The organism is Clostridium sp. Marseille-Q5894, from assembly GCF_946902305.1.
Lineage (GTDB): Bacteria > Bacillota_I > Bacilli_A > Erysipelotrichales > Coprobacillaceae > Thomasclavelia.
Window position 1 is genome coordinate 30,143 of record NZ_CAMPPT010000004.1, and the last position, 23,864, is coordinate 54,006.

Genomic DNA, 23,864 nt, shown 5'->3' on the forward strand with positions numbered 1-23,864 from the left:
AACTAAGACTAAAATAGTCTTAGATATCTCGATTCGTAATAATTGTTTTAACTCCTGCTTCTGAAAGAAAATTCTTAATATCCTCATTATTAACTGTCCATGTATTAACATCAACACCATGACGATGATAATCTTCAATTTCTTTTTCATTTAAGAATACATATTTAGGATGCGCTGCATCAAATTTATATTTAAAAACTTTTTTCTTATTTATTTCATAATTATCTTCGTATAAATAACCAAGATATAATGTATCATCCAATTCCCGCAACTTTAATAAACTATCTAAATGAAATGAAGAAAACATAACTTTATTCAACAAGCCCTTTTCTTTAACCATCTCATATGTCATCTTTTCAATATTTAGATATTGAATTTTATCAGTTTTTATTTCAATATTTAAAATAACATTTTTATCCATACAATAATCCAACAATTCTTCTAATAGCGGAATTTTTGCATCAATATCTTTAAATCGATAATTAAAATTAAACTGACATAACTGCTGATAAGTATAATCTTTAACATACCCTTTTCCATTAGAAGTTCGATTTATTTTCTCATCATGAATCAATACTAATCGATTATCTTTTGTCAAATGAACATCAGTCTCAATACCATCAAAATTACCCTCGATTGCCTTTTTAAATGCCAGCATCGTATTTTCAGGATATTTTTCACTATATCCTCTATGTCCTAATTTAATCATTATTTTCTCCTATAAAACACTTATAAAATAAGCAATATAACCTATCAGCATTACGATTGCTCCACTTTTCTTCAAAAAAAGATCATTATCAATAAATGCATACAACAAAAATAATGCTCCAATAGCAACGATTCCATCACTAATAAAACCATTTTCAAAAGCTATCGCGTTAGGCGAAATCAATGCTGTAGTCCCTAAAACAAATAAAATATTAAAAATATTGCTTCCAACGATATTACCAATCGCTAGATCACTTTTCCCTTTCCAGGCAGCAGTCATTGAAGTGACTAATTCTGGCAGCGATGTACCAAATGCAATTATTGTAAGACCGATCAACCGTTGACTGATTCCAATCACTTTAGCTATATAAACAGCTGCATCGATCGTCATATCACTTCCTATCACGATCGCCGCTATTCCGATGATAATCATTATAAACAATCGTAACAGTGTATCTTTAGCGCCAACTTCTTCAACCTCATCTATCGGTACTTCCTCACCTTTTTTAACTAATCGATATAAATAATATAAAAACATTAAAAACAAGATCCATAAAACCACTCCATCAAAGCGATCAATTGACTCACCAAACTTTCCAAGTATCAGCAAGATCAAAGTGATCACCATTACAAAAGGAATTTCATAACGATATGTATTTTTCTTCACTTTCAAACGTGCTATACATCCAGAAATTCCCAAAATCAGCAATACATTCATGATATTACTACCAATTATATTTCCTACTGCCAAATCAACATTACCGCTCAGCGCCGAAGTAATTGAAATTGCTGCTTCAGGCGCACTCGTTCCAAAAGCTACAATTGTCAAGCCAATTACAATTGGTGGAATGTTTAATTTCGATGCTACTTTAGAAGCTCCTTCAACAAATATATCAGCTCCTTTTATCAACAAAATAAACCCTATAATCAAACAAGTTATTTGCATCAACATATTATATATTTTATCTCCTTCCAATAACAGTTTATATCAATTCTATAATTTTAGTCATATCATAGCACCAATCACTAAAAAAAACTATAAATAAATAAGAAAAGCAGCACTTGGCCGCTATATTAATTCAAATTTTTTTAACGCTTTTTCAATTCCATCGTTTTCAATTCGATCAGTTACATAATCAGCTACAGCTTTAGCCTCTATAACAGCATTTCCCATAGCAATCCCTAAACCAACCGTTTCTAACATCTCAATATCATTTCGCCCATCACCAAAAGCAATCGTATCCTTGATATCTTTATTTATATTTTTGACTAATTCACTAATTCCAAGAGCTTTTGAAACACCTCTTAATGTTAAATCAAAAGAACAATCACTTTGATGTCTTTGAACATCAAAATAAGGACTTAATGCTTCAACCATAATTGGAATGTCTTCTATTTTATTAACCACGATCATCCCTATATATGTCTCTATTTTATCAGGATCAAATCGGTCAATTACTGTTTCTGGTTTCATTTTCCACTTTTGACTAAACTCTATATGCTTTGGATTCTTACAATCACGAACATAAATAAAATCAGTACTTTCAAAATAATAATTAAAATCATACTTTTCACAAAGTGCCATTGTCGCTTTAATAGCCGCGCTAGGGACAACTGCCTTATAAATCGGTTTTCCAAGATATTCGACATATCCACCATTACATGTTACGTAACCATTAAAAGGATAATCCATGACACCATCTGTAATAAAACATTTACAGCGCCCTGTTGCTAAAAAAACATCATGACCATTTACTTTTAGTTGGTCCAGATCTTGTCTTAATTTATCCGGAATAGAATAAATCCCTAAATTACATTCTATCAAAGTCCCATCAATATCAAAAAACAATAACTTATTCATAAAATACCTCCGCTAATACATTGTAACATAAGTTAAATGTATTTTTGCTTAGATAAAACAAATTTATTGATATAATTCAATTATTTGACCACAGGCTATCATTTTTCCCGAATTTCCTGAAGGCTGCGTGGTAAAATCGTCAGCTTTTTCATGAATAATCACTGTTCGTCCGACAATTTGATCTGGTGTGAACTTTTGAATATATACACTCATCCATGCTTGACCACTTTTTGAAAATAAAGGCGGTAAATCGCCACTATGATAAGGATGTTTACAATCATTCATACTAAAATGACCTCCAGCCTCATAATATTCTGAGGCTGCATTTTTTGCACACGATGCCCCCTCATGGATATGAAAACCATGAACTCCCTGTCCACACTCTGTATCTGGTAAACCTTGAACATCAACTACCAAAACACTTCCTTTATCATATTCATAAACTAGTAAAGTTCCCCTTATTCCTTCACCTCTGATAACTGCATAAGCCTTAGGGCTATCCTCATACAACATATTTATAATATCAAATGTTTTCATCACTTTTTCCTCACTTTATACACCTATATGAAAAAACTCAAAAAAAATGATTACTTAATAAATATTTTCTATATTTTATACACCAATACTGCATATACAGCAAGAATCAAGATAGCAATATTATAAATATTTATATATTTACTATTCTTAAAAACAAACGACTTTTCACGAATAACATCAATCGAAATCAATAATGTTATAATTTCCAAAACCATCGATAACCATAAAGGAAAATAGCCAAAACAAAAAGCAATAACATAATTTTTAAACAATATATTAAATACTTTATCAGGAATCAACTGATGATGCCTTATTTTCCACATACTTGCAAAAATCATAAACATTAACAATAATCCCTGATAATAAAAATTCATTTCTCCAGCAGTTATAAATATTAAAAAACTTAAACCAAACAAACACCACAAACAAGCCAACCACTTTTTAAAAGTTTTTAAATTCCTTTGATAATCTTTTTGTTCAATCCTTTCGTATTCCACATCTAAGAAAAAAGCACAGCCTGTTCAATATTTTCATTAATCCAAATTCCTATTCCTTCATCATAACATTGCAATCGCCATCCTGATAATTTTGCCATATCAAAACGTTCATTCTCTTCATTAAAGAAACATTTTATATGAGGATATAACAAAGAATAATCAATTCCATAAATAAAATTATCATTAGTTTCCACAAATTCAGCTTTGCCATTTATAAAATCAACTGATTTTATAACATATCCATCCTGTTTCATGTCATTTAAAAGCGCAAACACTTTCTTATATTCACTTGGATAAAAACAACAAGACACCCACACCATATCTATTCCCCCAAAAATTTAGAATCTTCTATCTGTCGCTTTAAACACAAACGCTCTTCCTTTAATAAATCCAATCCTTTAGAAGTAATTTTATAGTACTTCTTTCTAGCTTCCAAACGTGTCAGCTCAATTATGCCATCTTTCAAAAAACGTTCTAATAAATTATACATCGTTCCATTCCCTACCTTAACACGATTATGCGATAACATCTGAATATCCTGCATCATCGCATAGCCATGATTCTCTTCAACCACACTAAGCAATAAATAAAACATTGGTTCTGTTAATCTTTGATACTGTTCTCTTGCCATTTCTATTCTCCTTTTTTTAAATTTTTAACATTTAGCATTCATAGTCGATATAATAAATATGTCGATTATCGATATATTTATTATACTAAGAAACAGTTTAATATGTCAATAGTCGACCCACAAAACAAAAAAAGATATCAAAACCATTTAAGATTCTGATATCCTTATTTTACTATATTTTATAAATATCTTCTTGCACACACATAATTTTTTTGTAGTGGCGAAACCTTTACTACATCACCCGTTTGAGGCGAATGTACCATTTTACCATCACCAACATATATTCCTACATGTGTAATCCGACCTGAACTCGAACCAAAGAAAACCAAATCACCAGGTTGTAAATCACTACGTTCAACTGCTGTTCCACCTTGAGATTGAGACTGAGCAGTTCTTGATAAAGATATTCCATGTTGACGATATACCCAAGAAGTAAATCCTGAACAATCAAATGAATTAGGACCAGTAGCTCCCCATACATAAGGACTTCCTAATTTAGTATAAGCTGTTTCTAAAATTTTTGTTCCTGGCGTATAAACTTTTACCTTTAATATCGCAACCGACTTATTCCCAAGGGTATCAGATACCGTATAGGTTACTTCTTTATCACCAGTAGAACTTGTATCAATATTACTAATTGCAACATTTGCAGTAACATCACCATCTTTATTATCAATAGCTGATACTAAATAAGCTCTTGGATCAAATGGATCCCCCTTAACAACTTCAGTACTATCAGTAGTCAAAGTAATCTGCGGTCCACTAATATCCTTTACTGTGAAATTAAGGACTGAAACAACTTCATTTTTAGCTTCGTCTTTAGTACTAACCTTAATAGTCTGAATTTCATCTTCTTTTCTTGTATCAACACTGCCAGTAACAGTATTAGTTACCCCACCCATATCATCACTAGCAACCAAGTAGTTTTCTAAAATAAATTCACTTGCATAATCAATAACTATATCATTTCCTTGTGGTAAAGTAACACTTGGCGGTGTTAAATCAGACACTGCAAATTCAAACATCTTTTCGTTAACATTACCAGAAGAATCAGCAACAGTTAAAGTAATATCTTGAATTCCAGGTTTAGAAGCATCTAATTCCTTATCTGTTTCAATAAATGGTGAGACATCCCCATCAACATTATCAATTGCATTAATATAACTTGTTACGTCATTACTTCCATTGATCGGTACTTGAACAACATATCCTTTATCTGCTCCAACCACTTTAAATTGTGGAGCTTCATCATCAACCACATCAACATCGATTGTTTTAGTAGCCACATTTGATGAACAGTCACTAGCACTGACAGTTATTTCATAAGTACCTAACTGCATGACATCTACTTTTCCTTCTTCAACTGCAACAACCAGTTCATCTCGCTGATCATGATTATCTTTAATGTCAATTGCATTTAAATCTAATTTTTCTCCATATGCAACCTCAATTCGATTTGAAACTATTTCTGGTGCTTCATTATCGACTGCTGCATAACCTACCAGCATAAATACAGATACTCCTAGAATCGGAATAAACATAGCCTTACGTTTGATAATATTTTCATTAATAAAGTTATTTAATTTTTCACTCTTTATTTTCTCCATTAACTCACTTCCTATCTAAAACGACATTTCTATTATATCACTTTTTATGAAAAAATGCAAATTCTCTCGATTAAATCAGCAAAATTCAAATTATTAAAAAAGATGTTTAATATATAAAACAAAAAAAGTATTATATTCAGGGAGATTTTTTGATTATAAAACTATTTTTACCTATTTTTTTGACTGTAAACATAATATAATTTTACATTCATCATCATTCTTCTATTATTAATATTTTTAATAAAAAAGGGACAAAATAAATTTTGTCCACCTGGGTGATAGTGCATTTTAAATGCCTTTCATCCTTTTTGGTATTATAATGATTTTAGGAGATGACTTTATGATCGATTTATCTGTTCCTTCTGATACATTAGGTCTTTTTAATTTTAAGCAGTTTGTTAAAAAAGACGGTAAAAATACTTTTAAATATATCTTCTTTGACAATTACGACTATATCATTAATCTACATGATAAAGGCAAACTCAGGGATGTTTCTTTTGATAATGTTCAAAAAACTATCCTTTGTTCTTCTATCCATCTTGGTTATGATCTCTTTGTCTGTCCTAACTGCGGCAATGAAACTATTGTTGCTCATACCTGCAGTTCCAGATACTGTACCAAATGTGGTTCTAAATCCAGTCAAAGACGCGCTGCTTATGTCAGCTCTATGGCTTTTAAATCCAAACATCGTCATATCGTCTTTACCATCCCTGCTCAGCTTCGCTTCTACTTTATCAAAAACCGATCACTGCTTGATGGTCTTTTTGTCGTTGCCAGAAATACTCTGGCTTCCCTTTTCAACGACAGAAAATATCGCAGACAAAAGCGTCTTGAAAAAAAGAAAGGTATCTTCTATCATAAAAAAAGCAATAAATCTCAATATCTTTACAAAGATACAACTGATAATGTGATCTTTGGTGCCATTGCCTCATTGCACACTTTTGGCAGACCTCTTGACTGGAATCCGCATATCCATGTTCTGGTATGCGAAGATGCTTATGATTCTAAAGATGACAAAATCAAAAACTTCAGTTATATGGACTATAAAAAACTTCGCCAGACATGGCGTTATCAATTACTCAGCTATCTTGACAGACACATTGGCAACGACAAAGAATTTCAAAGCCTTAAAAGCTGGTTCTACCGAAAATACGAGGAAGGGTTCTATGTCTATGCTCCAAAAATCAAAGATGAACAGACTAAGGACGACATTGAAAAATGTGTTCAATATATAACCCGTTATACCAGCAGACCAATAATGGCTGAAAGCAGGATAGTAAACTATGATGATGATAAGAAAATGATTCATTGGTTCTATCATCGTCATGAAGATAATAAGCGTGTAGATGTCACAGAATCTGTTTACAGTTTTCTTAACAAGGTATTGATGCACTGTCCTGAAAAGAACTTCAAGATGGTAAGATATTTTGGTTTTTATTCAAATAAATCAATAAAGACCTATAACAGGATGGCTGAACTGTTGAGCCATAAACAAAAAAGAGTAGAAGAACTAAAAAATGACAGAAGGGTGATGATAGAAAAGAGACAAAAAGAGTTACATTTCAGATATAATATGATAAAATCATTTCAACGGGATCCATTGCTTTGTGAATGTGGAGAAACAATGGAATATAAAGAAAGCTATGAACCATTTGGTGGAAACGATAAAAATGACAGAGAATATCGTGACCGAAAGATTCTCAAAGCAAAATACAGCTATGAGCATAGGAAGAAGGTAAACAAGTGATCAATCTGACCGATGAAGAACTAGCAGAATTATTAGGGGAACCAGAGGTAATGATACCGATGAAATGTAAGAGATGTGGTTATGAAGAAGAAGTACCGGAATGGATACTAGAAGAGTTTTTAGGTGAAGAAATATATTCAGGTAAAGAGAATCAAGGATACAGCTGTCAGTGTCCAAAATGCAATGGAAGAATGGTTAGGAAAAAATGATATTTCTAACACTTTTTTAGCCACATAAAAATATCCAGCCAATAAATGTACCCTTAGGGAGTGTAAAATAAAGTGTGTAAGTAAGTAATATGTGTTATATTACTGCTACACACTTTTCTTATTATCAAAATTAAAAATATGGAGGTTAATGAAATATGGCAAGAATAAAAAGAGATCCAAAAACAGTAGCTTTGGCTCAACAAATTATTGATACTTATAATCCACAATCAGCACAGGATATGGATGAAGCTTTAAAAGATATTTTTGGACCATTATTTGAATCAATGCTTCAGGGAGAAATGAACAACCATCTTGGTTATGCATCTAACAGTAAAGAAGAAAAAAAGACATTAAACAGAAGAAATGGTTATTCTCCTAAAAAAATAAAAACATCAAGAGGAGAATTAGATATTAATATACCTAGAGACAGGGAGGCATCTTTTGAACCGCAAATTATTCCTAAGAGAACGAGAGATGTTTCGGACATTGAAAATAAAGTCATCTCAATGTATGCAAAAGGAATGTCTCAAAGAGATATATCAACCACAATTGAAGATATCTATGGATTTTCGGTTTCTCATGAAATGATTTCCGATATAACCGATGCTATCATTCCTGAACTGGAAAACTGGCAAAACCGACCACTATCTCAATGTTATGCATTCTTGTTTGTTGACTGTTTATATGTGACAGTAAGAAATGATTATGAGGTAAAGGAATATGCTGTATATGCTGTTTTAGGCTATGACATCAATGGAAACAAGGAAATACTGGGGTTATGGTTAAACGAGACAGAAAGCAAGCATAAATGGATGCAGATTTTTGATGAAATCAAAGCGAGAGGTGTGGAAGATGTTTTCTTTATATCTATGGATGGTGTTAGTGGACTTGAAGATGGTGCGAAAGCAATATTTCCCAATGTTGTGGTACAAAGATGTATTGTCCACCTTATAAGGAATTCTATTAAATATGTCCCAAGCAAGGATTATAAGCGATTTACACAATCATTGAAAAAAGTTTATGGAGCTCCTAGTTTAAAGGCGGCCAAAAACGCATTTGAAACATTCAAGAATGAGTGGAAACAATATCCGGGAGCAGTTGATGTATGGGAAAGGAACATTCATCATGTAGAACAGCTGTTTGATTATGGATCAGCCATCAGAAAAGTTATGTATACAACCAATGCAATTGAAAGTGTCAATTCAAGTTTTAGAAAGGTCATAAAAAAAGGAGCATTTCCAAATGAGACAGCGGTATTAAAAGTGTTATATTTAAGAGTTCTTGAATTATCGAAAAAATGGTCAGGTGGGCGTGTATCAAATTGGGCAATGGTTATGAATCAATTAATGATGGATGATAGATTTTCAACAAGAATCCAAAAATATTTAGAAAAATAAAATGACCTATATATACTCGATATAAGTCATTTCTATAGTTCTTTGACAATTTAATAAAATTACTTACACAAATTTCTTGACATTCCCTACCCTTATGGTTGGATATTTTTATTTTATACCTAAACGAATCGAAATTCCTATTAGATAAAAAATGTCATGTTATAAACATGACATCTACTCTATAAATCAGCTTTTTCCAATTGCGTCAATTCTATTTCCATTGGCGTTAAATTTCCTAAAAAATCAATTAGTACTTTAGCAGTTTCTTTTTCAGTATCAATAGATTCAACTCTACCACTTTTACCAGCAAAAGGTCCACCAACTACATTTACTTCATCCCCTACCTGGTAATCTACTTCAATGCTTGTACTCAATCCCATTTTCTTTAGAATTGGATCTAATTCGCTTTTTTGAAGGGGAAAAGGTTTTGCACCTCCACCAGAAGAACCAATAAATCCAGTAACTCCAGAAGTATTACGAACAACATACCAGGCTTCATCTGTCATAATCATCTCAACCAAAACATAACCCGGAAACATATTTTTAGTTTTATTAATTTTTTTTCCATCCTTAATTTCTGTTTCCACATGTTCAGGAATGACAATTTGAAATAAAACATCTTGTAATCCCATTGATTCAACACGTTTTTCTAAGTTCTCTTTAACTTTATTTTCATGACCAGAATATGTATTAACCACATACCATTGTCTACCTTCATCATTCATTCCCGTCATTTTAATTCATCCCCAACGCTTTTAAAATAAAGGCAATAATTGCATCTCCTGCAAAAAAATACACTCCTAACACAAAACAAAACAATAATACAATTGCAGAATTTTGTGCTAGTTGTTTCTTATTTAGCCAGCTAACTCTCTTTATTTCACTTCTAATTCCTTTTAAACTAAACCAATCTCTAAATTTCACACCGATACCTCCTACTTCGTTTCCTTATGCAAAGTATGCTTTCCACATTTTTTACAATATTTGTTTAATTCTAATCTTTCAACATTTACACGCTTATTTTTGGTAATTGTATAGTTTCTTGATAAACATTCACTACAAACCAAAATCACTTTTTGTTTCATATAATCAGCTCATTTCTACGCTATTATAATTTATCACAAATATATCAACTAGTCAAACAATTTTAGCCTTGACATCTTTTTTTGAATTCGATAATTTGCATTATATATCTTTTTAACATCTAATTGTAATGCTTTAGCTATTTCAACGTCTTTTAAACCAAGCTCATGACCTTTAATTACCGAGCGTTCTAAACATGAACAATTTTCCAAAATATATTTTTCAATCGTTTCCTTTTGTTCACATTGAACAGTTCGGATATCTGGCTGATACTCTAAATTATTATCCTTAACAATATCAAAATAACTTACTTTGCCATCTTCACTACAATAACTGTTCAATGAAAAACAAACATTTTTTTCTTTGACCGATTTTCTTTTTTCTCTAATCATAACCGAACTAATCGCTCGTTGAATAATCATAGATAAATAACTTTTAACCAGCATCCCTTTATCTGGACGATAATTATCTAGATTTTTAACACAGCGAATAACGATATCTTGAATATAATCATCACGTTCATTACGATAATTTTCACTATAAAAATAATATATCGGCAACATTATTTCCACTTGCCAATAACAGTACTCAATCAACAATTTTCCCGCAACAGGATTGCCTTGTCGATATAAATAATACAATTCTTCAATATTGTAACCATTCATGGTTACCTCCCTTCTGCTTATAAAGGATTACGAGAATTGTATACCTGATACAAAATTACTGCTGTTGCAACAGAAGCATTCAGCGAAGTAACATGTCCTACCATCGGTAAAACAACATTGAAATCACAACTTTTTTTCACTAGACGAGATATTCCAAAACCTTCAGATCCTATTACGATTACAAGTGGCATGTTGTAATCTATTTGACGATAATCCTGCGATTGATCAAGATCACAGCCAACTACCCAAAAAGAACGTTTTTTTAAATCTTCCAACGTTCTTGCTAGATTTGTTACCTGAGCCACTTTAACATGATCGATCGCTCCTGTTGATACCTTCGCAACCGTTCCATTCAACCCTACACTTCGATTCTTACCAATAATGACACCATCAACCCCAACGGCGTCACATGTTCTCAGTATAGCACCTAAATTGTGAGGATCTTCTAAACCATCAAGCATCAATAATAACGGCTGTTTTTCTTTAGGAATATCATTTAATATCTCATCGATACTATAATAACGATATTCTTCTATTTCTGCCATGACCCCTTGATGACTTACATTGCCTAATTTCTTGATAAACTCAGACTTATCAACTATCTTTACATGAACCTTCTTTTTTTTGCACAATTCGATAATTCTACTATCTTTTGCATTGTTTTGGATATACACAGCATACACACTCTTTTTTCCTTTTAAAGCTTCTAATATTGTGTTTTTACCATATATATATTGTTTCATATTTTTCACCTATTTTCGTCTCAAATTTATCTCAAATTTATTTAGCTTTTATATACTCTTTATATCGTTTAAATATCAATTCCAAACGATCGTAATTCTTTTCTAAATATAAAGTTCCAATTATCGCCTCAAAGCCCGTCGAATGCAAATGCTCAAGACTTTCATTTTTACTACCTTTAGTATTACGACCGCGTTTATATATTCCAATTTCTCTTTCGTCAAAAAAATCTTCCACTAACATATCATGCATAAACATGGCATGCGAACTAGCAGATACATATTTAATTGCTTCCTTTTGAAAATCATTAGTTTTTGCCAGTCCACTTTCTCTAACCAAATAATCTCTAACCATTACTTCAAAAACTGCATCACCTAAATAAGCCAGCACAGCCGCATTAACCAAATCTGGTCGCATTAAATTATCCCCTTACTAATTAATTCATTACGCAATTTATCCGCCTCATCAAAATTCTTGGCCTCTTTAGCTGCTACCCAATTTTGATACAGTTCTAATTCATCCAAACTTAATTGACGAGGTTCATAAACAAACCCCATAACATCTGTCATTTTAAGTAAAGTATTATAACTCTTTAAAATCAATTCATTATCTTTTTCTTTAACACGCATTAATTGATTCAAATTTTTTACCTGATTCAAAATTTGTGTCAATGCCAATGAAGTATTCAGATCATCTTCTAGCGCTTTAACCATCGTATCTATAGTTTCCTTACAATACTCTTTGCCATCAATACCGTTAACCTGTAGATACAATGATGCCGCTTTTATTACATTATCAACTTTAGCGACTTCTTTTTTGACACTATTTAATACTTCATCTGTCAAATTCAATGGATTACGATAATGGCTAGAAAGCATAAACCATTTATATACATTGCATCCTAATTCATTTATCAAATCTTTAGCCCAAATAACATTCCCTAATGATTTAGACATTTTTTGATTATCAATATTAATCATTTGATTGTGCATCCACGTATGAGCGATAGGATGATGATGGCATGCCATAGATTGTGCAATCTCATTTTCATGATGTGGGAATTTTAAATCCTGACCACCACCATGAATATCGATCTTACCATCTTCAAATATATCATTGATCATAACAACGCATTCTGTATGCCACCCTGGACGCCCTTTAGACCAAGGACTATCAAATTGAATTCCTTCATCTGTTTTCTTCCATAAAGCAAAATCAGTTGATTCTTCTTTTTTATCATTTTCATCAACTCTCTCACTAGCTCCCGCAACCAAATCTTCAATTCTAATTCCAGATAATTGCCCATATTCTTTAATTTTAGAAACTCTAAAATAAACGTCTCCATCTACTTCATAAGCATAACCTTTCTTCACCAAATCATCAATAAAGTTGATTATCGCATCCATTGTATTTGTAACACGAGGAGCATACGTTGGAAACAATAAATTCAAATCACGGCGAACATCTTCATAAGCTTGAATATACTTATCTGTAAGTTCTTTTTCACTGACTCCCTCTTCTTTTGCCGCTTTGATGATCTTATCATCAACATCAGTAAAATTTGATACAAATATAACTTTATATCCCAAATACTCAAAAGTTCTTCTTAAAATATCAAAAACAATCATTGGCCGTGTATTACCAATATGGACATAATTATACACAGTTGGACCACATACATAAACACTAACTTCACCTTCACGAATCGGTTTAAATTCTTCTTTTTTGTTTGTAAGAGTATTAAATAATTTCATGATTACCTCCATAAATAAAAAAGCATGGTACTATTAGGGGATAATATGTTACTTCACCCAATAATAGATGCTTTAAAATTTCTATTAACGCTATTTCACGTTTTTTCTTTTCAAAAAACCCCGATAAAAATAATTTTTTCATCTCTAAAATATATTTATAAACTTCTAATAATTTTATTCCTTTTATCTATAATTTAAACATATCTTAACAAAATAATATCTAAAATACAACTTATTTCCCTGTTGACTTTGAAAAACTTTGTAAATAAACTCGCATATCTTTTTCATTAGCATCATAATCATCTTTCGTGGCACAATAACCATAAATATAAGTATTATTATCACCAAAATAAACAATTTCCATAGCTTTAATTCCTGTATCACTGTATGTAAAAATATATTGATATACACTTAGTCCGCTATCAAGTACTGGTCGTGATACTTCTATGGAAGAAGCTCCACCCTGCTCAAGTTCTCCAGTATACAGCTCATCCTTATCTTCCAGCACATTATCAGATTCATCTTTTAACACTGTGAAATACAACATATTATTATCCTTAGAAAATTTCACTGTACTATTATCTTTAGAATCTAGATTGATTTCAAAATCATTAGGATAATAAAAACTAACACCCTGTTCTGTACTATATTTTTTTCCATTTTTCTCTAAATTCACTTCTCGGTCAAGTGCACCACATGCAACAATAAGACTTAAACATAAAGTTGTAATAATTATTAGAATCAGTTTTTTCATTACAACCACTCCTCTACTATTCTAATTTTACACAACTCTAACTATTATTACAACCATATTTAATAGTCATTTTTTATCTCAATTAATTTATAATGTTCTAATGCTGTCACAATTCCATCATCATAGACACTACCAGTCACAAAATCACTAACCTTTTTAGAATCATCATGACCATTTGCCATACACACACCAGTTCCTACAAATGATAACATTTCTATATCATTATGACCATCACCAAAAGCCATAACTTCACTTATTTTAATCCCGTAATGATCAATAATCGCTTTTATCCCATCTTGCTTTCCTCCAGCTTTAGGTATAACATCGTAGCCACTTTCATACCACTGGGTATATTTGCAATGTTTAGTTAAAGCCATGATTTTTTTTATTTCTTCAGCAGTTACAAAAGGGTCAATTTGATAAACATCATTTTCTATTGCTCTAGTTATATCTTTGACTGGTGGAATCGGTGTATTCAAAAAAATTTGAGCATTTTCAACTAGTTCGTTAACTAAATTAACATATAAACCATCACTTTCAACAAAACTACAAGCTAAATTATGTTTAGTTGTATATTCAACAACTCTTTTAACATCTTCTTTATCAATCGGATTACTATGAATAACTCCTTTATGATCAAAACAATATCCTCCGTTCAATGTTAAATATCCATCAAAAGTAAACTGCTCATTGATTCCTAACAATCCCAATTCTAAATAATGACGTCCTGTTGCTATAAATAATTTTATTCCCTGCTCTTTTAACTGTTTTAATGCCACCAAAACCTTTTCACTAATGTAAGATCGTTCTTTAGAAATAAGGGTACCATCAACATCAAAAAAAATTATTTTTATCATAACTACATATTTTCCTTTCAGTTTATAAATTTAAAATTTTCTTTATATCTAAATAAGACAATACCCAAAAAATATCAATCTCCACATCAAAATCTATCATGACCTCTATGGAAGCAATAAAGACAGATTGCTCTGCCTTTATTCCATTAACGAATTAAATACTTTCAAATATTGGTCAGCACTAGCATCCCAATCAAGTTTAGCATTCATCGCTCTAATCATAATTTGATGCCATGCATCAGGAGCATTATCATATACTTTTAAAGCATAATCAATCGTTCTCATCATTTCATGGGCATTATAATTTGCAAAACTGAACCCTGTACCAGTATTAGCATACTCATCATATGGCTCAACACTATCTTTCAAACCACCCGTTTCTCTCACGATTGGAATCGTACCATATCTAAGCGACATCATTTGTGATAAACCACAAGGTTCAAATAATGATGGCATTAAGAACATATCACAACCAGCATAAATACGGCAAGATAGTCCAAAATCATATTTTAATTGTAAAGAAACTTTGTCCGGATGATGATAAGCTATTCCTTTTAAAGCATCTTCATATGTCCGATCTCCAGCACCTAAGATAACAATTTGAACATCACGACTACACATTTCGCTGAATTGATTTATAATTAAATCCAATCCTTTTTGTTTAGTCAATCTAGTTACGATCCCAATTAATGCTACATCTTTATTCTCAGGTAATCCAACCTCTTTTTGAAGCGCCAATTTATTAACAACTTTATCTGTAAATACTGTATCAACATTATAATTCTTGACAATTTGAGGATCAGTTTCTGGATTGATCACATCATAATCAACACCATTTAAAATTCCATACAAATCATACTTACGCATCTCTAAAATATTTTGTAACCCTTCACCATACTCAGGTGTTAAGATCTCACGTGCATAAGTTGGTGATACTGTTGTAACAATATCACTATAGAAAATAGCAGCCTTCATCATGTTTAAACATCCATCATTTCGACAGTTACCGTTATAATATAGATAATTATCCAATCCAAATAACTCACTTAACAATTTAGGATCTGCTTTCCCTTGGAATGCGATATTATGAATTGTAAAGACTATTTTAATATTATCATAATGTTCATAATAACAATATCTTTCTTTATATAACATTGCAATCATTGCTGTCTGCCAATCATGCAAATGTAAAATATCCGGCTTAATATCCAAATGAGAAATTAATTCAAGTACTGCAAAATCAAAATAAGCAAATCTCTCATAATCATCATCATAACCATATAAACCTGGACGACGATAATATTGTTCATTATCAATGAAGTAAAAACGCACTCCATCCAACACATAAGTAAATATACCACAATAAACCTTACGCCATCCTACCCAAATATCGAAATTAGTAACAAATTCAATTTCATCCGCTAATTTCATATCTTGATACTTTGGTAAAACAACGATACTTTCAACACCTTTTTTTACCATCTCTTTAGGTAAAGAACCTAATACGTCAGCAAGTCCTCCAGATTTAATAAATGGAGTAGCTTCTGAAGTTGCAAACAAAACCCGCATTAAACCACATCTCCTTCTTTAATATACAACGGTGTATAACTATCACCATTTAAATTTAATTGCCGTTGTACTTTAGAAGTTTTATCCATGATCACATTTTCAAGAACAGCACCTGGACTAACGACTGCACCAGACATCAAAATACAATTTTTAACAACTGCACCACTACCAATTACAACATTACGTCCAATAATACTATTTTCTACAGTTCCATTGATCATTGCACCATTAGCGACAATACTTTTTCTAACATCTGAACCAGTTAAATATTTAGCTGGTGGTGTATCATTTGTAATTGTATAAATTGGCCAGTTACTCTTAAACACAGCTGATGAAATATCTAGATCCAAGAATTCTAATGAATATTGATAATAATGTTCTAATGAATCCATGCAGCGAGCATAACCTTTATATTCATAAGCATTAATTTGTTTTTCATCACATAAATAAGCCAACACATCTCGTAAACTAAAGAATGAACTAATTTTTTGAGCCTGTTTCATAATTTTCAATAACACTTTAGTATTAATTACATAAGTTTCTAATGAAATACTGCGATCTTTACGACTTCCTTTATTACGTTCAACTTTAGTAACTATTTTATCTTTAACTGTTAAACAGTCACATCCAATATATGCTTCATTAGCATCATGTACTTTTTTATAAACCATTGTAACTTCAGCACCAGCTTTTTCATGATTTTCAATTACATCACTATAATCCATAGTTGTAATAATATGAGCTGGAGCGATCACTACGTAATCAGCACTATTAGCTTCCAAAAACGCAATATTTTCAATCAAATTATTAATATCGTGATTATAATTAGGGTTATTTGCATATCTTTCATTATATAAGAAAGAAACACCTCCAGCTTTTGAGTTAAAATTCCAAGAATTTCCACCTGCTAAATGTTTAAACAATGAACGTGGTTTCTTTTGAATCAACACCCCTACTGCATCAATAGTTGAATTAGACATATTTGATAAAACAAAGTCAATCAATGCATAACGACCTAAAAAACTAACAGATGCTACTGGTCTTCTTTCTGTAAGCCCTACAAAATCCACATCTGAATGTAGATTAACCAATCCTATTGCTTTTGCCATTTCTATCTTCCTCCCCTACTTATTATTATCACTTATTAAAGCGACTTTCTTTGCTTCTTCATTAATTTTACTCTTAGCTCTAATCACAACGCCTTCATCAACAATGGCTTTGTATACTTCGGCACCCTCTTCTACCAATACACCTGGCATTAATACAGAATCTATTACTTTAGCACCTTCACCAACATTAACATTATTAAATAAAACTGATCCTTCAACTTTACCATTTACTAAACATCCTTGGGTAATTAAAGAATTTTTAACTTCAGCTTTATCACCAATGATTTGTGGTTTACCTAATGTATCTTCTGTATAGATCTTCCATTCTTTTCTAATATTATAAAGATCCAATTCTTTATCTTTTAATAGATCCATGTTAGCTTGCCATAAGCTTTCTACAGTTCCAACATCTTTCCAGTATCCTTCAAATTCATATGCAAATAATTTTTTGTTATCATTTAACATATCCGGAATAATATTCATACCAAAATCATGTTTACTATCTGCTTTTTTAGCATCTGCAATTAAATATTTTCTTAATTGTTTATAAGTAAAAATATAAATTCCCATAGAAGCTAATGTTGATTTTGGTTTTTCTGGTTTTTCTTCAAACTCATATATACTTCCATCTTCGTTAGTATTCATAATTCCAAAACGACTTGCTTCTTTTAATGATACATTTAATACAGCAATAGTTGCGTCAGCTTTTCGCTGTTTATGAGCTGTAAGCATTTTATCATAATCCATCTTATAAATATGATCACCTGATAAAATCAAAACATATTCAGGATCATACTGATCAAGAAAACTAATATTTTGATAAATAGCATCAGCTGTTCCAGCATACCAGGTAGCTCCTACTTTCCCTCTTTCACGAGCTGGTAAAATAGCAGCTAATGACTGTTTACCATCAAGCCCCCATTTTGTTCCGGCACCAACATAAGTACCTAATAAAACAGATTCATATTGTGTTAACACACCAACAATATCAATCCCCGAATTAGCACAGTTACTTAAAGGGAAATCTATAATACGATACTTTCCTCCAAAATGAACTGCTGGTTTAGCAACTTTAGCTGTTAATGCCTCTAAACGAGTACCTCTTCCTCCAGCTAAAATCATTGCGACAATCTCTCTTCCCATTTCAAATACCTCCTTGTCTGAATGTAAGCGCTTTAACCATAATTTAATTCTATCACAATTTAGAAATAAATTCGAGTTTAATTATCACAAAATATAATTATATATCTTGTCATATATTATACTCTAAATTATCTTTTTACAAAAACAATATAATAAAATCATTTCCCAAATAAAAATATCATAAAATCTTTGATCAATCATATAAATGTACCGAGGTGAAAAAATGGCACGGGTAGCTTACAATAGCAGTGAGGTTGAACTATTAGCCCGCCTAATCAAATCAGAGGCTTTAGGTGAAGGTGAAGAAGGTATGCTTTTAGTCGGTAATGTTGTCATTAATCGCGTGGCTGCGATGTGTGATGTATTTAGAAATGTTGTTACTATTACTGAGGCCGTATATCAGAAAAATGCTTTTGCTGGGGTAAACACACCTCTATTTAACGGTCCTGTTAACACCAAAGAAAAAGAATTGGCTTTAAGAACGATCCAGGGTTATCGAAACCCACCTGCAACTTATGCTTTATGGTTTAAAAACCCTGGTACAAATGTAGTTTGTCCAGAACAATTTTATGGTTACCTTTCTGGACGTTTTCAAAACCATTGCTTTTATGACCCAGGTTCTGATTTAAAATGCGATTTTTAAAGGAGAGATATTATGGATTATTTTGATGATTTAAACCCTTATTTAGTAAGACAGGATGACCAAACACCCCCAGAAAATACTCCAGAAATGCCAGCAATCAATCCTGGTGTTATTGGACAATCATATTTAGGAAATATCATTAAATTGAACACTGGTAAATTAGGTACCTTTTATTTTTCTTATGGCGATAGTGAAAAATGGCGCGATAAACGTTATGTAGGTATAATCGAAGATGCTGGTCGTGATTATTTCATTATCAAAGACCCTAATAGCGAAAAACGTTATTTATTAAGTTTTGTTTATTTATTATGGTCTGAATTTAACGAAGAATTAGATTTCCAATTTTCTTATCAATAAGAGGATTGGAAATCAATAACTATTTAAACAGGTATTAATTAAAAGGAGTGTATGTATGAATTATTTTGATGATTTAAACCCTTATTTAGTAAGACAGGATAATCAAACTCCATCGCCAGAAACTCCTGCCATAAATCCTGGTGCTATTGGACAATCGTACCTAGGAAATATTATCAAATTAAACACTGGTAAATTAGGTACTTTTTATTTTACTTATAACGGCAGTAATGAATGGCGTGACAAAAGTTATGTAGGAATAATTGAAGATGCTGGTCGTGATTATTTTATTATTAAAGATCCTAATAGTGAAAGACGCTATTTATTATCTTATCTTTATTTACTATGGTCAGAGTTTGATGAAAAATTAGATTTTCAATTCTCCTACCAATAAAAGACATCAGCTTTAGACTCATAAATTAGTAATTTGGTAAATAAGAAAAGACCATAAACTATTAAAAATTAATAGCATATGATCTTTTTTATTTTGCTTTGTTTTTATTCGATTTTCAAAACAGATTAAAACCTTTATCCAAGATAATTTTTTAAATATTTTCGCACTGCACTAATGAAATGCAACGATCCCGTTACAACAATATTTTTATAATTACCCTGTACTTGATTAAAAACATCTTTAAAATCTAGAGCATCTGATTTTAAACGCTCATCTTCAAAACTTGCCTGAATTACAGGATAATCCTTTAGCAGTTCCAACATTTCACTAATATCTTTATCACCTAAAGCACTAAACACAATCACTACATCTTCTAACTTCTGATCTTTTAACGTTTGAATTAAAGCCAAAATTCCATCAATGTTGTGAGCACCATCTAAATAAATATTCCCAAAACGTTCAAATCTTCCCGGCCAGCTAAAATCATCTAAAGCTACTTGTACCAAATCATTATCTAATTCAATTAAATCATTACATACGGTAATTGCAAGAGCCGCATTATTAATTTGATAACTACCACAGTTTTCTAATTTATAAATATGATCTAAACAATTAAATACATAAGGATATTTAGTAATATTATCAATTTCAACAATATGCAATTTACTGTTATTTATTTCACAAACCCGATTAAAAATATCATTTATCTGATTTCTTTGTTTTACTATATAACACGGTTTACAAGTTTTAATAATTCCCGCTTTTTGTAAAGCAATTTCCTCTAAAGTATCACCTAACATAAATTGATGGTCATAACCAATATTGGTAATAACACTACAAATACTATCAATAACATTTGTTTTATCATTTAAACCACCAATACCAGTTTCAATGATTCGATAATCTAAATCACATTCATTAAAATAACGCAACATTATTAGCACATCTATTTCAAACATCGATAATTTTTCAATTTCAATAATATCAATTAATCCATTGATGATTTCAAGTAATTTAGAATCGCTAATCATCTCACCATTGATACAAATACGATCATTATGAACAAGCATATATGGCGAGGTAAACGTTCCTACAGTATATCCATGTTTCATCAATATTTCTTTAATAAAATTTGTTGTTGATCCTTTACCATTAGTTCCCGCAACATGAATCATATTTTTTTGATGAAGATTAAAATGATATTTATTAACAATTTCTTGAAACTGTTCAAATGAACGCTTAACTCTTTTTGATTCGATATAATCAACAGCTTCTTTAATATTATCAAACATTATCAATCTGCCAATCAATTGGAGTCATATTATTTCTAATTAAAAATTCATTAGTTTTACTAAACGGTCTAGAGCCAAAAAAACCTCGATGAGCAGAAAGTGGTGAAGGATGTGCGCTTTCCAAAACTAAATGTTTAGTTGTATCAATATATTGTTTCTTACTACGAGCATTACTTCCCCATAAAATAAATACCATTGGTTTTTCTCTTTTATTTAAGGCCTTTACTATATTCAAAGTAAAAGTCTCCCAACCAATACCAGCATGACTATTGGCTTTTCCCTGCTCAACTGTCAGTACATTATTAAGCAATAAAACGCCTTGTTTAGCCCATTTGGTTAAATCACCATTATTAGGCATGGTAGTATGGACATCATCACTTAGCTCCTTGTATATATTAATTAAACTTGGGGGAATTCTAACACCTGGATAAACACTAAATGCCAGCCCATTTGCCTGATGTAATTCATGATATGGATCTTGTCCTAAAATAACTACTTTAACATCTTCATAATCGCAAAGATTTAAAGCTCTGAAAATATTTTGACGTGGTGGAAATATTGTTTTATGTAAATATTCATTTTCAACAAAACGATGTAATTTTTTATAATACTCTTGTTCAAATTCAACAGCTACAATATCTTTAAATCTCATTGTAAATAAACCTCTCAATCAACTCTGCTACAACCCCTTCATTACAGTCAGCTTTAGTAACATAATCGCATATCTCTTTAACATCATCAACAGCATTATTAGCGGCTACTGCTAATCCTGCCACTTTCAACATTGAAATATCATTATAATTATCACCAACTGCAATCGTATCTTTAATATCAATACCTAATTTATTCGCTAAATCAATCAACCCTTGTCCTTTATTTACTCCTAAAGCATTAAATTCCATATAACGATTTGATGAATAGCTCACTTCTACGCAATTTGCGATAATCGGTTCCAATGGTTTTTCTAAACTCATCAAATATGGCACATCATCATTTTGATAAAGAATCTTAGCAATCGGAATATCCTTTAAAAAATCAATGCTATTTTCTTGACAATAAACAATTTCAAATTTAAGTTTAGCAAGGCGTTTTTTCTCTGAATCACTCAAATTAAAAACATATACAGTATCCGGAGTATAAATATGCTGGCAAACATTATAATTTAATCCTGCTTCAAATATTTCTTTCACCTTTGCAAATGATAAACCTTTAAATTCAATAAGTCGATTATCTTTATTTTCAGTTAATGCCCCGCCATTAAAGGAAATAACATATTCATTTTCCAAATCATTTAATTCCAATTCCTTTAGTTCCGTTTGAATTTGCATAAAGCCTCGACCTGTCGCTGGAACAAATTTAATTCCATGTTCTTTTCGCGCTTTTAAAATGACATTTTGATTTCTTTGACCAACATGATGGTCATCATTTAATAGTGTTTCATCTAAGTCAGAAACAATTAATTTATAACCCATTATTTTTCCTCCAATACAAATTTTTCAATAACTTCTTTAACCGCTCCTTGATAATAATCACTTTTTGTAACATATTGTGCCAATTCTTTAATTTCATTATCACCACATGCAACACATATCCCCAAAGCTGCTGTTTTTATCATTTCGACGTCATTATAATTATCACCAATAGCAATTGTTTCATTTAAATCTATTCCCAGGTAATCAGCCAACCACCTTAAACCGTAACCCTTGTTTACTCCTAAAGCATTAAACTCTAGATAACGATTTGATGAATAACTAACAGCTATTTGATCCTTAGTAAATTCATTTAATTCATGAGCAATCATTTTTAAATATTTCATATCTTTTTTCTGATATAAAATTTTAGCTATTTGTTTATCTTTAAATATCTCAAAATTATAATCATCCACTACTATAAATGGTGCTTTTTGATCAGTCTTTCGTTTTACTTCATCATCATTAGCATTATATATGTAGCACATATCCAATGTAAAAACCAAAATACAAACATCATAATTTCTGGCTTTATCAAACAACAACTTTGCACTTTCAAAAGAAAGACCTTTAAAATTTAAAATACGATTATTTTTATTTTCAATTATTAATCCACCATTAAAACAAATTGAATATTCATCAGCTTGATCATAAGTTCCAATTTCTTTTAAAATATCTAAAATCATATTATATGCTCTTCCCGTTGCCGGTACAAACTTCAAACCTTTAGCACGAGCTTTTTTTATTGCTTCAATATTAAAATCCGGAACATGATGATTTACTAGTAAAGTTTCATCCAAATCTGACAACATCAGCCTATACATACTTAACCTCGCTTTATAA

30 protein-coding genes are annotated in these 23,864 nt (G+C 31.2%); 6 read left to right on the forward strand and 24 right to left on the reverse strand.

What is annotated here, in order from left to right:
• Positions 1-19: 19 nt before the first annotated feature.
• From OC535_RS07205 to OC535_RS07240, 8 genes are all read right to left on the reverse strand, one after another.
• Positions 20-709, reverse strand: coding sequence for a glycerophosphodiester phosphodiesterase (locus tag OC535_RS07205; RefSeq protein WP_024721728.1), 690 nt, complete (start codon positions 707-709; stop codon positions 20-22).
• A 9-nt stretch (positions 710-718) separates the two neighbouring features.
• Positions 719-1,660, reverse strand: coding sequence for a calcium/sodium antiporter (locus tag OC535_RS07210; RefSeq protein WP_024721729.1), 942 nt, complete (start codon positions 1,658-1,660; stop codon positions 719-721).
• 117 nt (positions 1,661-1,777) lie between these two features.
• Positions 1,778-2,569, reverse strand: coding sequence for a Cof-type HAD-IIB family hydrolase (locus OC535_RS07215; protein WP_024721730.1), 792 nt, complete (start codon positions 2,567-2,569; stop codon positions 1,778-1,780).
• 63 nt (positions 2,570-2,632) lie between these two features.
• Positions 2,633-3,106, reverse strand: a complete 474-nt coding sequence (locus OC535_RS07220; protein WP_227053711.1) for a superoxide dismutase family protein — start codon at positions 3,104-3,106, stop codon at positions 2,633-2,635.
• A 68-nt stretch (positions 3,107-3,174) separates the two neighbouring features.
• Positions 3,175-3,480: a hypothetical protein gene (locus OC535_RS07225; protein ID WP_498823498.1), complete on the reverse strand. Its 306-nt coding sequence runs from the start codon at positions 3,478-3,480 to the stop codon at positions 3,175-3,177.
• A 125-nt stretch (positions 3,481-3,605) separates the two neighbouring features.
• Positions 3,606-3,923, reverse strand: a complete 318-nt coding sequence (locus tag OC535_RS07230) for a hypothetical protein (RefSeq protein WP_498823499.1) — start codon at positions 3,921-3,923, stop codon at positions 3,606-3,608.
• A gap of 2 nt (positions 3,924-3,925) precedes the next feature.
• Complete coding sequence (locus tag OC535_RS07235) at positions 3,926-4,234, reverse strand: PadR family transcriptional regulator (protein WP_024721733.1); 309 nt, start codon at positions 4,232-4,234, stop codon at positions 3,926-3,928.
• A 179-nt stretch (positions 4,235-4,413) separates the two neighbouring features.
• On the reverse strand, positions 4,414-5,841 hold the full coding sequence (locus OC535_RS07240) for a C40 family peptidase (protein ID WP_024721734.1): 1,428 nt from the start codon (positions 5,839-5,841) through the stop codon (positions 4,414-4,416).
• A 340-nt stretch (positions 5,842-6,181) separates the two neighbouring features.
• Between OC535_RS07240 and OC535_RS07245 the strand changes: the two genes are divergently transcribed.
• The 3 genes from OC535_RS07245 to OC535_RS07255 all read left to right on the forward strand — a co-directional run bounded on the left by OC535_RS07245 (position 6,182) and on the right by OC535_RS07255 (position 9,194).
• On the forward strand, positions 6,182-7,588 hold the full coding sequence (locus OC535_RS07245) for an IS91 family transposase (protein WP_498822872.1): 1,407 nt from the start codon (positions 6,182-6,184) through the stop codon (positions 7,586-7,588).
• Positions 7,585-7,797, forward strand: coding sequence for a hypothetical protein (locus OC535_RS07250; RefSeq protein ID WP_024722851.1), 213 nt, complete (start codon positions 7,585-7,587; stop codon positions 7,795-7,797). The genes OC535_RS07245 and OC535_RS07250 overlap by 4 nt, the downstream gene beginning before the upstream one ends.
• A 155-nt stretch (positions 7,798-7,952) precedes the next feature.
• On the forward strand, positions 7,953-9,194 hold the full coding sequence (locus OC535_RS07255; protein WP_498822983.1) for an IS256 family transposase: 1,242 nt from the start codon (positions 7,953-7,955) through the stop codon (positions 9,192-9,194).
• Positions 9,195-9,373: 179 nt separating this feature from the next.
• Here OC535_RS07255 and nusG read toward each other — a convergent pair whose 3' ends face one another.
• From nusG to OC535_RS07315, 12 genes are all read right to left on the reverse strand, one after another.
• Complete coding sequence (gene nusG / locus OC535_RS07260; protein WP_227052392.1) at positions 9,374-9,928, reverse strand: transcription termination/antitermination protein NusG; 555 nt, start codon at positions 9,926-9,928, stop codon at positions 9,374-9,376.
• A gap of 1 nt (position 9,929) precedes the next feature.
• Positions 9,930-10,118, reverse strand: coding sequence for a preprotein translocase subunit SecE (secE, locus tag OC535_RS07265; protein ID WP_024721735.1), 189 nt, complete (start codon positions 10,116-10,118; stop codon positions 9,930-9,932).
• Between the two features lie 11 nt (positions 10,119-10,129).
• On the reverse strand, positions 10,130-10,279 hold the full coding sequence (gene rpmG / locus OC535_RS07270) for a 50S ribosomal protein L33 (RefSeq protein WP_009009294.1): 150 nt from the start codon (positions 10,277-10,279) through the stop codon (positions 10,130-10,132).
• 48 nt (positions 10,280-10,327) lie between these two features.
• The gene (locus tag OC535_RS07275) at positions 10,328-10,942 is read right to left on the reverse strand and encodes a sigma factor (RefSeq protein WP_024721736.1); all 615 of its coding nucleotides are present in this window, start codon (positions 10,940-10,942) and stop codon (positions 10,328-10,330) included.
• A gap of 17 nt (positions 10,943-10,959) precedes the next feature.
• On the reverse strand, positions 10,960-11,685 hold the full coding sequence (gene rlmB, locus OC535_RS07280; RefSeq protein WP_024721737.1) for a 23S rRNA (guanosine(2251)-2'-O)-methyltransferase RlmB: 726 nt from the start codon (positions 11,683-11,685) through the stop codon (positions 10,960-10,962).
• 37 nt (positions 11,686-11,722) lie between these two features.
• Positions 11,723-12,100 (reverse strand): Mini-ribonuclease 3, encoded by a 378-nt coding sequence (locus tag OC535_RS07285; RefSeq protein WP_498823500.1) that lies wholly within the window; start codon positions 12,098-12,100, stop codon positions 11,723-11,725.
• On the reverse strand, positions 12,100-13,437 hold the full coding sequence (cysS, locus tag OC535_RS07290; RefSeq protein WP_498823501.1) for a cysteine--tRNA ligase: 1,338 nt from the start codon (positions 13,435-13,437) through the stop codon (positions 12,100-12,102). The genes OC535_RS07285 and cysS overlap by 1 nt, the downstream gene beginning before the upstream one ends.
• A 232-nt stretch (positions 13,438-13,669) precedes the next feature.
• On the reverse strand, positions 13,670-14,191 hold the full coding sequence (locus tag OC535_RS07295) for a hypothetical protein (protein ID WP_024721739.1): 522 nt from the start codon (positions 14,189-14,191) through the stop codon (positions 13,670-13,672).
• Positions 14,192-14,250: 59 nt separating this feature from the next.
• Entirely contained in the window at positions 14,251-15,048 is a 798-nt protein-coding gene (locus OC535_RS07300; protein WP_024721740.1) for a Cof-type HAD-IIB family hydrolase, read from the reverse strand.
• A gap of 138 nt (positions 15,049-15,186) precedes the next feature.
• Entirely contained in the window at positions 15,187-16,617 is a 1,431-nt protein-coding gene (gene glgA / locus OC535_RS07305; protein WP_498823502.1) for a glycogen synthase GlgA, read from the reverse strand.
• A complete protein-coding gene (gene glgD / locus OC535_RS07310; RefSeq protein ID WP_024721742.1) occupies positions 16,617-17,726 on the reverse strand; it encodes a glucose-1-phosphate adenylyltransferase subunit GlgD in 1,110 nt (369 codons plus the stop codon). Before glgD ends, glgA begins: the two co-directional genes overlap by 1 nt.
• A 15-nt stretch (positions 17,727-17,741) precedes the next feature.
• Positions 17,742-18,869, reverse strand: coding sequence for a glucose-1-phosphate adenylyltransferase (locus OC535_RS07315; RefSeq protein ID WP_498823503.1), 1,128 nt, complete (start codon positions 18,867-18,869; stop codon positions 17,742-17,744).
• 223 nt (positions 18,870-19,092) lie between these two features.
• On the opposite strand from OC535_RS07315, the gene OC535_RS07320 reads away from it, so the two are divergent.
• Genes OC535_RS07320 through OC535_RS07330 form a run of 3 tightly spaced genes read left to right on the forward strand, consistent with a single transcriptional unit; the run spans position 19,093 to position 20,260 of the window.
• Positions 19,093-19,512 (forward strand): cell wall hydrolase, encoded by a 420-nt coding sequence (locus OC535_RS07320; protein ID WP_227052398.1) that lies wholly within the window; start codon positions 19,093-19,095, stop codon positions 19,510-19,512.
• A 12-nt stretch (positions 19,513-19,524) separates the two neighbouring features.
• Positions 19,525-19,869 carry a spore coat protein GerQ gene (locus OC535_RS07325; protein WP_227052399.1) on the forward strand — a complete coding sequence of 115 codons (345 nt, stop codon included), beginning with the start codon at positions 19,525-19,527 and terminating at the stop codon, positions 19,867-19,869.
• A gap of 55 nt (positions 19,870-19,924) precedes the next feature.
• Positions 19,925-20,260, forward strand: a complete 336-nt coding sequence (locus OC535_RS07330; RefSeq protein ID WP_227052400.1) for a spore coat protein GerQ — start codon at positions 19,925-19,927, stop codon at positions 20,258-20,260.
• A 134-nt stretch (positions 20,261-20,394) separates the two neighbouring features.
• On the opposite strand, the gene OC535_RS07335 is transcribed toward OC535_RS07330, so the two are convergent.
• The 4 genes from OC535_RS07335 to OC535_RS07350 are packed head-to-tail and all read right to left on the reverse strand — an operon-like array spanning position 20,395 to position 23,845.
• Positions 20,395-21,552 (reverse strand): bifunctional folylpolyglutamate synthase/dihydrofolate synthase, encoded by a 1,158-nt coding sequence (locus OC535_RS07335; RefSeq protein ID WP_498823504.1) that lies wholly within the window; start codon positions 21,550-21,552, stop codon positions 20,395-20,397.
• The gene (locus tag OC535_RS07340; RefSeq protein WP_498823505.1) at positions 21,545-22,222 is read right to left on the reverse strand and encodes a uracil-DNA glycosylase; all 678 of its coding nucleotides are present in this window, start codon (positions 22,220-22,222) and stop codon (positions 21,545-21,547) included. The genes OC535_RS07335 and OC535_RS07340 overlap by 8 nt, the downstream gene beginning before the upstream one ends.
• Positions 22,194-23,024, reverse strand: a complete 831-nt coding sequence (locus OC535_RS07345; RefSeq protein WP_498823506.1) for a Cof-type HAD-IIB family hydrolase — start codon at positions 23,022-23,024, stop codon at positions 22,194-22,196. The genes OC535_RS07340 and OC535_RS07345 overlap by 29 nt, the downstream gene beginning before the upstream one ends.
• A complete protein-coding gene (locus tag OC535_RS07350) occupies positions 23,024-23,845 on the reverse strand; it encodes a Cof-type HAD-IIB family hydrolase (protein ID WP_024721749.1) in 822 nt (273 codons plus the stop codon). Before OC535_RS07350 ends, OC535_RS07345 begins: the two co-directional genes overlap by 1 nt.
• Positions 23,846-23,864: the final 19 nt, after the last annotated feature.

Bases quoted from the DNA above. Each gene is read 5' to 3' on its own strand.
- OC535_RS07285 (WP_498823500.1), bottom strand. From the start codon at position 12,100: ATGCGACCAGATTTGGTTAATGCGGCTGTGCTGGCTTATTTAGGTGAT.
- nusG (WP_227052392.1), bottom strand. From the start codon at position 9,928: ATGACGGGAATGAATGATGAAGGTAGACAATGGTATGTGGTTAATACA.
- OC535_RS07345 (WP_498823506.1), bottom strand. From the start codon at position 23,024: ATGGGTTATAAATTAATTGTTTCTGACTTAGATGAAACACTATTAAAT.
- OC535_RS07215 (WP_024721730.1), bottom strand. From the start codon at position 2,569: ATGAATAAGTTATTGTTTTTTGATATTGATGGGACTTTGATAGAATGT.
- OC535_RS07220 (WP_227053711.1), bottom strand. From the start codon at position 3,106: ATGAAAACATTTGATATTATAAATATGTTGTATGAGGATAGCCCTAAG.
- OC535_RS07315 (WP_498823503.1), bottom strand. From the start codon at position 18,869: ATGGGAAGAGAGATTGTCGCAATGATTTTAGCTGGAGGAAGAGGTACT.
- OC535_RS07350 (WP_024721749.1), bottom strand. From the start codon at position 23,845: ATGTATAGGCTGATGTTGTCAGATTTGGATGAAACTTTACTAGTAAAT.
- OC535_RS07255 (WP_498822983.1), top strand. From the start codon at position 7,953: ATGGCAAGAATAAAAAGAGATCCAAAAACAGTAGCTTTGGCTCAACAA.
- OC535_RS07335 (WP_498823504.1), bottom strand. From the start codon at position 21,552: ATGTTTGATAATATTAAAGAAGCTGTTGATTATATCGAATCAAAAAGA.
- rpmG (WP_009009294.1), bottom strand. From the start codon at position 10,279: ATGAAACAAAAAGTGATTTTGGTTTGTAGTGAATGTTTATCAAGAAAC.
- OC535_RS07295 (WP_024721739.1), bottom strand. From the start codon at position 14,191: ATGAAAAAACTGATTCTAATAATTATTACAACTTTATGTTTAAGTCTT.
- OC535_RS07275 (WP_024721736.1), bottom strand. From the start codon at position 10,942: ATGAATGGTTACAATATTGAAGAATTGTATTATTTATATCGACAAGGC.
- OC535_RS07325 (WP_227052399.1), top strand. From the start codon at position 19,525: ATGGATTATTTTGATGATTTAAACCCTTATTTAGTAAGACAGGATGAC.
- OC535_RS07240 (WP_024721734.1), bottom strand. From the start codon at position 5,841: ATGGAGAAAATAAAGAGTGAAAAATTAAATAACTTTATTAATGAAAAT.
- OC535_RS07300 (WP_024721740.1), bottom strand. From the start codon at position 15,048: ATGATAAAAATAATTTTTTTTGATGTTGATGGTACCCTTATTTCTAAA.
- glgD (WP_024721742.1), bottom strand. From the start codon at position 17,726: ATGGCAAAAGCAATAGGATTGGTTAATCTACATTCAGATGTGGATTTT.
- OC535_RS07230 (WP_498823499.1), bottom strand. From the start codon at position 3,923: ATGGTGTGGGTGTCTTGTTGTTTTTATCCAAGTGAATATAAGAAAGTG.
- OC535_RS07210 (WP_024721729.1), bottom strand. From the start codon at position 1,660: ATGTTGATGCAAATAACTTGTTTGATTATAGGGTTTATTTTGTTGATA.
- cysS (WP_498823501.1), bottom strand. From the start codon at position 13,437: ATGAAATTATTTAATACTCTTACAAACAAAAAAGAAGAATTTAAACCG.
- OC535_RS07235 (WP_024721733.1), bottom strand. From the start codon at position 4,234: ATGGCAAGAGAACAGTATCAAAGATTAACAGAACCAATGTTTTATTTA.
- OC535_RS07225 (WP_498823498.1), bottom strand. From the start codon at position 3,480: ATGAATTTTTATTATCAGGGATTATTGTTAATGTTTATGATTTTTGCA.
- OC535_RS07205 (WP_024721728.1), bottom strand. From the start codon at position 709: ATGATTAAATTAGGACATAGAGGATATAGTGAAAAATATCCTGAAAAT.
- OC535_RS07320 (WP_227052398.1), top strand. From the start codon at position 19,093: ATGGCACGGGTAGCTTACAATAGCAGTGAGGTTGAACTATTAGCCCGC.
- OC535_RS07330 (WP_227052400.1), top strand. From the start codon at position 19,925: ATGAATTATTTTGATGATTTAAACCCTTATTTAGTAAGACAGGATAAT.
- glgA (WP_498823502.1), bottom strand. From the start codon at position 16,617: ATGCGGGTTTTGTTTGCAACTTCAGAAGCTACTCCATTTATTAAATCT.
- rlmB (WP_024721737.1), bottom strand. From the start codon at position 11,685: ATGAAACAATATATATATGGTAAAAACACAATATTAGAAGCTTTAAAA.
- OC535_RS07245 (WP_498822872.1), top strand. From the start codon at position 6,182: ATGATCGATTTATCTGTTCCTTCTGATACATTAGGTCTTTTTAATTTT.